The organism is Streptomyces spongiae, from assembly GCF_009377185.1.
GTDB classification, from domain to species: Bacteria; Actinomycetota; Actinomycetes; order Streptomycetales; family Streptomycetaceae; genus Streptomyces; species Streptomyces spongiae.
Genome location: NZ_VJZC01000456.1, coordinates 1 through 8,214 on the forward strand (window position 1 = coordinate 1; position 8,214 = coordinate 8,214).

Annotated in this window: 5 protein-coding genes; all 5 read right to left on the reverse strand. The window is 71.9% G+C overall.

Annotation, left to right across the window (positions count from 1 at the left end):
- Positions 1 to 444: hypothetical protein (locus FNH08_RS37960; RefSeq protein WP_152776079.1), on the reverse strand; the 444-nt coding region annotated here is incomplete at its 3' end.
- Positions 441 to 3,221, reverse strand: a complete 2,781-nt coding sequence (locus tag FNH08_RS37965) for a WD40 repeat domain-containing protein (RefSeq protein ID WP_152776080.1) — start codon at positions 3,219 to 3,221, stop codon at positions 441 to 443. The genes FNH08_RS37960 and FNH08_RS37965, both read right to left, overlap by 4 nt.
- Positions 3,222 to 3,320: 99 nt before the next feature.
- A complete protein-coding gene (locus FNH08_RS37970; RefSeq protein WP_152776081.1) occupies positions 3,321 to 5,276 on the reverse strand; it encodes a hypothetical protein in 1,956 nt (651 codons plus the stop codon).
- Positions 5,273 to 6,403 (reverse strand): caspase family protein, encoded by a 1,131-nt coding sequence (locus FNH08_RS37975; protein WP_152776082.1) that lies wholly within the window; start codon positions 6,401 to 6,403, stop codon positions 5,273 to 5,275. Before FNH08_RS37975 ends, FNH08_RS37970 begins: the two co-directional genes overlap by 4 nt.
- The gene (locus FNH08_RS37980; protein ID WP_152776083.1) at positions 6,400 to 7,593 is read right to left on the reverse strand and encodes a hypothetical protein; all 1,194 of its coding nucleotides are present in this window, start codon (positions 7,591 to 7,593) and stop codon (positions 6,400 to 6,402) included. Before FNH08_RS37980 ends, FNH08_RS37975 begins: the two co-directional genes overlap by 4 nt.
- Positions 7,594 to 8,214 lie beyond the last annotated feature (621 nt).

Here is an 8,214-nt window from a genome sequence, read left to right on the forward strand (position 1 = left end):
CAGGTCGCGGGGGGAGGGATGGCGGGCCGCCTCGCACCACACGGCCGCCGCCCCTGTCTCGGCCTCGGCGTCGACCAGGGCGCGGTCGGAGGGTATGGCTTCCCGCTCCAGCGCGGCTGCCCGTGCGGCGTGCCAGATCGCCCGTGCCATCAGGTGGTCACGCGTCGATCCCTTGTCGCGCAGCAGCCGCAAGGCCGCCGCGACCGGACCGTCCTCGGGCGGGCCGTTGAGCGGAGAACCGTCCAGGAGCCGGTCGCCGGACTGGGCGGCGGCTGCGCAACCGCGCAGCCACACGCCGTCCCGGCACAGCCTGTCCGCGATCGCGGCCGCCGACAGGGTGGGTCCCGACAGGGTGGGCGCGGCCATGGTCCGACCCGTGGCGCAGGCGTCCAGCAGGGTGGTCCACTCCGCGAGGTCGTCCTGGCGCTCCTGACGCCGGTTCATCGGCACACCTCCGAAAGCTCATCAGCCCGCGTGCGGGCGTCCGTGAGTGCGCACAGGCGCCGGACCAGCTCGTCGCCGTCGAGTGCCAGAGCGGTCAGGTGACCGGTGGTGCTGCCCAGTACCACCCACTTGCCGTCCGCGGTGAAGCCGCCAGCCGACCAGGCGCCGCCGTAGTGGAGGTCGTCGTCGTCCGGATCCTCCGGGCTGGTGGCCCGGAACAGCTCGGCGCCATCGGGCAGTTGCTGCAACAGCGCGGTGTAGTCGGCGCTCACCGTCAGCAGCGCGGACTCGTCCGGGGCCAGCGCGATGCCCAGGACGGTCTGGCTGTGCCGCTGGGGGAGCTGCTCGCGCAGTCCGATCTTCGGGCCGTACCGGGCGATGCGTCCGTCGCCGAAGCCGGCGAGGTAGCCGTCCCGGTAGGGGACGGCGGCAGCGAGGTCTCCCAGCCCGTCGTCGGTGCCGACGGCCGCGAAGTTCCGGGTGACGGTGGGGCGTGCGGTCCGGGGATCCAGGACCTCGGCCCATCCGAGCCGGTGCCCCACGAGCAGCCGGGTGCCGTCCGGCCGCCAGGCGAACGTGCCCACCGCGCCCGCGTCCCGCTCCGGCTCGGGGGCGACCTTCACCGTCCGATGCGCCACGTCCCACAGCTGCACCTCACCGGCCGAGTCGCCGGCGGCCAGGGTCCGGTCGTCGGGGGAGAAGGCCAGACGGAACACCGGGCTGTCCGTACGGTGCAGCGACCGGCCCTTCGGCCTCATCGCCGGGTAGTCGTAGAGGGTGATACGGCCGGAGGCGTCGCCCACCGCGAGGGTTCGGCCCCTCCCGTCCACCGCCAGGGCCAGCGTGGCCTGCGAACCAGCCTTGCGCAGCACCGTCGTACGCCCGTCACGGGCCCGATACCTGATCAGTCGGCCGTCGGCGCGGAGCACGAGCACGCTGCCGGGGGAGTACGGATCGCCGACGACCGCTCCGACCTGCTCCTGTGCGTCCGTGCGCAGCGGCGGGGCGTACAGGAACACCCGGCTGCGGCCGGAGAGCGGAGCCGAGGCCACGACCGGTGCGCCAGTGACGGGGTGGACGGCCAGGACCGCGGTGAGCGACTCGGTGGCCTCGCTGTAGACGACCCCCAGGGCACGGCCGCCGTCGGACATGTCCAGCGCGGTGACCGTCGGGCTGGCGGACGTGGTGTCGACGGGGGTGCGGTACGAGGGCCATTCGCGTGTCGCCGCCAGGACCGTGCGCCCGTCGGCGCTCGCCGAGAGGGCGTAGACGTATCCGTCGAGACTCACGGTCTTCTTCAGCCGCAGGGTTCGGGTGTCGTAGACCTGCAGATCGATTCGGGCCCCGCCGACCACCAGTGAGCGTCCGCCGTCGGTGACGGTCATGGTGGAGACGCTCTTCCGCAGCAGCCTCATCGCCTTGGTGGCGGTCAGGAGTGTCTTGGGCGAGGCGTTCGCCCGGTCGGCCGGGTAGACCTGAAGGGCGGGGTCGTCGCCGTCCGTCAGCCGTCCCACCGCGAGACGTCCGCCGGGCAGGAACGCCAGGGAGGTCACCGAGGGGTCGGCCGGCCGTACCTGTACCGGGGACCGCGAGCCAGGCCGGGCGACGGCCTCCACTCCGGCACGTGTGGCCCACGCCACCCGGCCGCCGTCCCCCGTGGCCAGGGCCAGAACCGGTCCGTCGGCGTCACGCAGCACCCGCAGACCGATGTCGTCGCCCTCACCGAGCACCCCGTACAGCACCTCGCCGCGGTCGGTGCCCAGGACCAGACCACGGCCGTCGGCACTGAAACGCACCTCGGTCACCGTGCCCGCCCGTGCGCCGGTACGGGCCCGCACGCTGTGTCCGTCGGACTCGTACACCGTGACCCTGCCGCCCGACGCCACCGCCAGCAGACGTCCGTCGGGGCTGAACCGCACGGCCCCCACCTGGTGTCCGGCGTCGATGACACCGGCCAGCCGCAGGTCGCCGTATGCCGCCGACAGCATCGCGGCGGTGGCCACGGGGGAGGCGGGGTCCAGGAGATGGGCCTGCAGGGCGGCGCCCGCGGAGCGGTCCGGGGCCGCGCCGTGGTAGGCCCGGGCCTGTGCGCTCAGGCTCTCCACCTGTGCCTGGGTGCGGGCCTCGGCGCGATCGGCCGCGTTCGCGGCGGCCCACACCCCCGTCGCCGTCGCCGCCACGAGGACGACGAAGGCCACCGGTACCGCGAGGAAACGCCGCAGGAGACCGGCCCGTACCGCGTCGGCCACGCTGGTGACGGCCACCGCTTCCGGACGCCCGCTCGACTGCGCGGCCAGTGCCCGTTCATGGGCCGCGCCCGCCACGAGCAGTCTGCCGTGGTCGATGTCGGCCACCAGCGCGGCCTTCTGATCGATATGGGTCACCGGGCCGAGCAGTCCGAAGGCGTCGACCTCGGCGCTGACCACCGCACACCGGTCCCAGGGGCGCCTGCGGGCCAGCGGGGTCAGGCCGAACAGGAACGCCAGCGCGACCGCGAAGGCCCCTCCGGCCGAGGCCCCGCCGATCGGCGTCGTCACCTGTGATCCGTCGGCCGTCCGCACCGTCCAGGTGATCCGGCCCCGGGTGGGAAAGCCCGCCTGGCCCTCGGCCCATCGCAGCGCCGTGGTCACTGCCTCGTCGAAGGCCGCGTCGGTGGGAGGCGGCGCATCGAGGCGCTCCAGTACTGCCGGGCCCTCGGCCTTACGGGGTCCGCGCTCGTACCGCATGACCAGGGTCAGCAGTGCGGAGGACTCACCGACGGCGATCGTGATGCGCACACGGCGGCGCCATGTCCGTGGGAGAACGGGAAGCCATGCGCGCCCGGATCGAAGCAGGGTCCACAGGAGGCGGCGTAGACGCGAGGAGCCCATGGGCTGTCATCCTTCTTCCGCTGTCAGCGCGGTCAACATCTTCTGGATGGCCTTGCGCGTCCACGCGTCCGCCGCCCGCGCGAGCGAGCGCAGCAGGATCGCCTTTCGTCCCGCCGGCGGCAGCTCGTCCACCGGCTCGGGCACCATGTACCAGTCGAGCGGCGCGGACGCCTTTCCCAGCAGAACGGTCGGCTCCGCGCCGAGTTCGGCGTCCTCGCCTCCCAGCGGCAGGGCGAATGTCTTGTACGGCCGGTCGGCTGCCGAGCGCTGCCCCACCAACACCCAACCGGCCGCGGATTCGTGCACGCGACGGCGCGCCGTCAACCGCCAACGGTCGGCGCCGCGTACCGGTTCCAGGAGGAATTCGAGCTGTGGGGTCACGACGCGGTGGTCCTGTTCGGGGCCGGAGGCCGCCGCGTGCAGCAGCACCGGGGGCGGGACCACCACGGCGTCGTCCGGCTCCGCCGGCTCCGGGGTGACCAGCTTCGCGGTGGCGGAGCTGGGCAGACTGAACGTCGCCGTCCCCGCATCCGACAGCCGGGCCACCTCCATCCGCCAACCCTCCGCGCCCACGAGGACCACCCCCAAGCCGACCCACGCCCTCGTCCCGCGGCCGGCGACCGACAGCATCTGCCCGCCTCCATCGGGTCGGTCTCCCCAGGTCAGCGTGACCAGCGGGAGGGTGATCGTGCGTTGGATCCCCGCGGTGACCGTGCCGAGCAGGTCCAGTGCCTTGGCCAAGACCCGCACGGAACCCTCGTCGTCAGTCGCGAGACTCGCGCCGGAAACGATGGTCGGCGCGTCCTCCGCCACCAGCGGTGTGCGGAGACCGGTGCCGGTGTAGGAGACGAAGGGGTTCACGGGGTCGGCGGCGAGGAGATACGTGTTCACGGTGTGTGTCGCCGAGGTGAGCCGGGGATCCCACTGGCCACTCGCGCGGTCCGAACGGCCCAGTCGCTCCAGCGCGGTCCGCAGCAACCGCAACCCCGCGAGATAGACGGGCAGGCCTTGGCCGGCCTCCACCGCCGTGATCAACCGCTCTCTGGCCTCCCGGGGCACGGGCCCGTCCATCTCCAGAAGAAACCAGGACGCCAGCAACGACACGTCGTCGGAGGTGGGAAAGGCGTCGGCCAGCAGCCGCACCCACTGGCGTGCGCGGTCACGCTCCGGATGGTCCATCAGGTGGTAGGCGACCGCGCAGCCCGCAGCCGGGTCGCCCTGGCCGGCTTCGATCCGGGCGCCGATGCTGCGTACGACGTGATCGGTGACGGCGGCGGCGGCGCTCAGACGGCCCTGGGCCCGGTAGTCGAGCAGGGCGCGGGCGTCGGGGTCCGCCGGCCGTACCGTCACGTCTCCCTCACCGCCCTCGGGCTGTGCCGGACTGCGGATCCGCCCGACGCAGTTCGCGGGCAGGGACACGAACCGTGCCAGGTGGTCCCGGCCCTGTGTCACGCAGATGTACGCCGAGCGGTCCTCCCCGGCCGCCGGGCGGCTGACCACGTACTCGTCCGTCACCTCGACCGGTCTCAGCAGGGTGCCGTCCGCGTCGCAGACGAACAGACCGGTGCCCTGCAACTCCCGGGCTGTGCGCAGCGCCTCGTTGGGCGGGAGCGCTGCCTTCCGCCTGGTCCCGGGCAGCAGCAGCCGCTTCAGGGGGGAAGGGTTCACGGGCCGGTCGGTCGGCAGGGCGTGGCCGCTGCCCGGTGTGGGGTGGGGATCGTCGAAGGCGAAGTCCACCGTCAGGGCCGCCGGGCCTTCGGGAGGCACCACCACCGAGGCGCTCACGCGCTCCAGACCCGGAGGCGCCAGCCGTACGACGTAGGTGCCCGCCGGGAGTTCGGTCTCGAACGGCCGGCCGGACACCACGACCGCACTGCGCACGTCCCCCGAGTCCGTGTCCAGGATCTCCGCCGCCACAGGGGTACCCGGCGAGAGAGCGACCACCACACGCGTCAGGGTCATCGGACACGCTCCACGGCGACGGTGAACTCCAGGTCCGGCGGGAGGAAGGCATGGACCCCCGCCGGGGACGGGGCGGTGTAGTGGCCGTCGGGAAAGTCCATGCCCACCGCGTACACTCCGGCCGGCGCGACGGCCCTCCATACCGTGTCGTGCAGTTCGAGGACAGGCCGCTTGTCCTCGGGGCCCCCGAACGCCGAGAGGGAGACATCGGCCAGACGGGCGGCGGCGGGGTCGCACCGTACGCCCAGGGGCACATCCGGCGGGCCGTCGAGGAGGTGCAGGACCAGGTCCCCGTGCACGTTCATCCCCGGCATCTGCACCGGCGGTGCCGTACGGGTCAGCGCGTACACGGCCTCGTAGAGGCCCGAGCTGGTCACGCGCCACCGGCCGTCGCGTGTGGAGGCGGCGCGTCCCGCCAGTGCGTCGAGGAGAGCCTGGGTGTAGTCGCTCACTCGGTGCCGGTCCGCGTAAGCGCTGCCGCCGGACAGGGTCGCCGGCATCACCATGAGATCCCTGCGCTGCTCGGGACCGTCCCGGATGTCCAGCAGCGGCAGTGTGCGCGTGTCCCGGAGGCTGGACAGCCGGGCGGTGCGTTCCCGGCAGGAGTCGAGGAAGTAGTACTGGTATCCCGCGCCACAGGCTCGCATCCCCTGGACGAGGCCTTCCAGGTTGACGGCGGCGTCCAGGATCCGGTTCCTGCTGCGTGCGAAATCCTCCAGCAGCAGCAACGGGCTGCCGTTGTCCAGGCCGTGGCCGCTGAAGTAGAAGAGAGCGACGTTGGAGGGGTGGCTGTCACAGCGGCTCACCCACCGGTCGACCGCCCGCTGCACCGCGTCCGCCGAGGGCACCTCGACCTCGCGTAACTGCCCGTCGGCCTCTTTCACCTCGCTTGGAGACAGGAGCACGTCGACACTGCCGGGCCCCGCCACGGGATGGCGCAGTTCGTCCCTGACCCAGAGGGCGAAGGCCAGCGCCGACAGGGGAGGGGAGGTGAGTTGTCGGGTGACGATGGTGTCGTGCCGGACGGGATCGGAGCCACCGCGCAGGTGCCGGTAGCCGCCCACCCCGATGACCAGCGCGTGTACCTGAGGTCCGTCCTGGAAGGCGGTGTCGAGGAGATAGGTCACCGCCACCCGTCCTCGGCGGCGAGGGCCTGCGGCCCGGACCGCAACGGCCCCAGCCGCTCGCCGAGGCGGGCGTAGAAACTCGGCGCGAGGAAGTAGGCACTGTGGGCGCGCAGCCGACCGGACCGGAAACTGTGGTCCTCCACGCCCTCGAAGACGGGTTCGGCCCGGAACGACAGCAGGTCGTTCATGTCGTAGACGTTCAGCCACCGGCGCACCGCGGCCGGCATCGGCAGCCGGAGGCCCGCTGTGCCAGGGACGTCCGGTGGGTGCGGCGAGAACAGGCTCAGTTCCTCGAAGAAGGCGACCTGCGACCCGGCGGTGACCAAGAGGTCGACGGTGAGGTCCTCGGCGGCCAGCGGTCCGGAGAGCAGGTCGTAGACGATGTTGCCGCCCATGCTGTGGGCGACCAGCACGAAGGGATCACGCGGACCGCGCTGGGCGTTCGCTTCCCGCAGGACATCCTCGATCTTCCCGCCGATACCGGTGCCCGCTCCGGTGGCTGGCCGTAGACGGTAGTAGGTCAGGACGTCTCCGAGGAACTCGGTGATGCGCGGCGCGAGTTCGGCTCGCAGCCGGTCGGCGACCGGTGACGTCGTACGGTCCGCCAGTGTCTCCCGGATCCGTACGACGCCCTCCTGCAACGCAGCGCGGACCTGCCCCACACCGAAGCTCTCCCGGCCGGGGCCCGCTTCCTGTCCCTGCTCGATGTCCTCCAGTGCCTGGCACAGCCGGACGGTGAACTCCTCGTCGTCGCCCACCTCCGCCAGCCAGGCCCGGGCCGGCTCGGCCACGGACGGTGTCAGCGCCGAGGCGGCCGCCAACTCCTTCGCGCTGTCCGGTGACGCGAGGAACGCGGCGGTCCACAGCAGATCCAGTGCGTCCGCCATCGACGTCCGCGCTGTGGTGACGAGCCGTTCGTGGATCCGGGCGTCGTCGGGCACGACCTGGGCAACGAGGTCCGACAGCGGGCCGTCGCCGACACCTTCCCCGAAGCGTTCGGCGACCCGTGCGCTGTTCGGCACGCTCGCTCCGCCCCAGGCCAGGGAGGCGCCGTCACCGCCCCAGTACGGCTGGAGAATCTCGGCCGGTCCGCCGTCCACGCGCGACCATCCGGCCGTCACATATTGCTCGAACAGTGCCTTGCGGGCCCTTGTTTCCTCCACATGCGGGCCGTCGATGCGATTGGCCACCCCATGGACAAAAACCAACGGCATCCGTGTCCCCCTCGCCCCCCGTCCGAGCACTTGCGACCCGGAGAAGGACACCGTACAGATTCAGCCTCACTATGTAATGAGTTTTCGCGATAGTCATAACGATGAGGCGATTCCGGCGGAGCCGACGTCATGCACAGGGTGTTGTGGGCCGTGGCGACGGATGCAGAACGCTGCAAGTAGGGGCCTTGGCCGCACCCCGGGCCGGGCGGTCGCACGCGGCTGACGGGACTGACGGGACTGTATCCGCGGTATGGCTCACGGTGTTGCTGCCGCGGGGCAGGGCGGCATCACAGCCCGAGTTGGGGGCGGCAGTCTTCGTCATTTCGGTCCCGTTCGGTCCCGTCCAAGAAAGCCCAGCTCAGGGGGGTTTTGCCCCACTCCACGGGACTGACGGGACTGACGGGACTGACCTCGGGGGTTATAGCAATCAGGCGCGCGCGTACGTGTGTGCGAGGAAAGTAGTGAGGTACTGCCTCTGCAGCTTATATATGGCACTTTCGGTCCCGTCAGTCCCGTGCCTGGCGTCACTGCCTTGCTGACCTGCGCTTTTGCTTACGGGACCGAGCGCGGGACCCCCAGTCCCACGGGACTGAGGCC

Bases quoted from the DNA above. Each gene is read 5' to 3' on its own strand.
- FNH08_RS37970 (WP_152776081.1), bottom strand. From the start codon at position 5,276: ATGACCCTGACGCGTGTGGTGGTCGCTCTCTCGCCGGGTACCCCTGTG.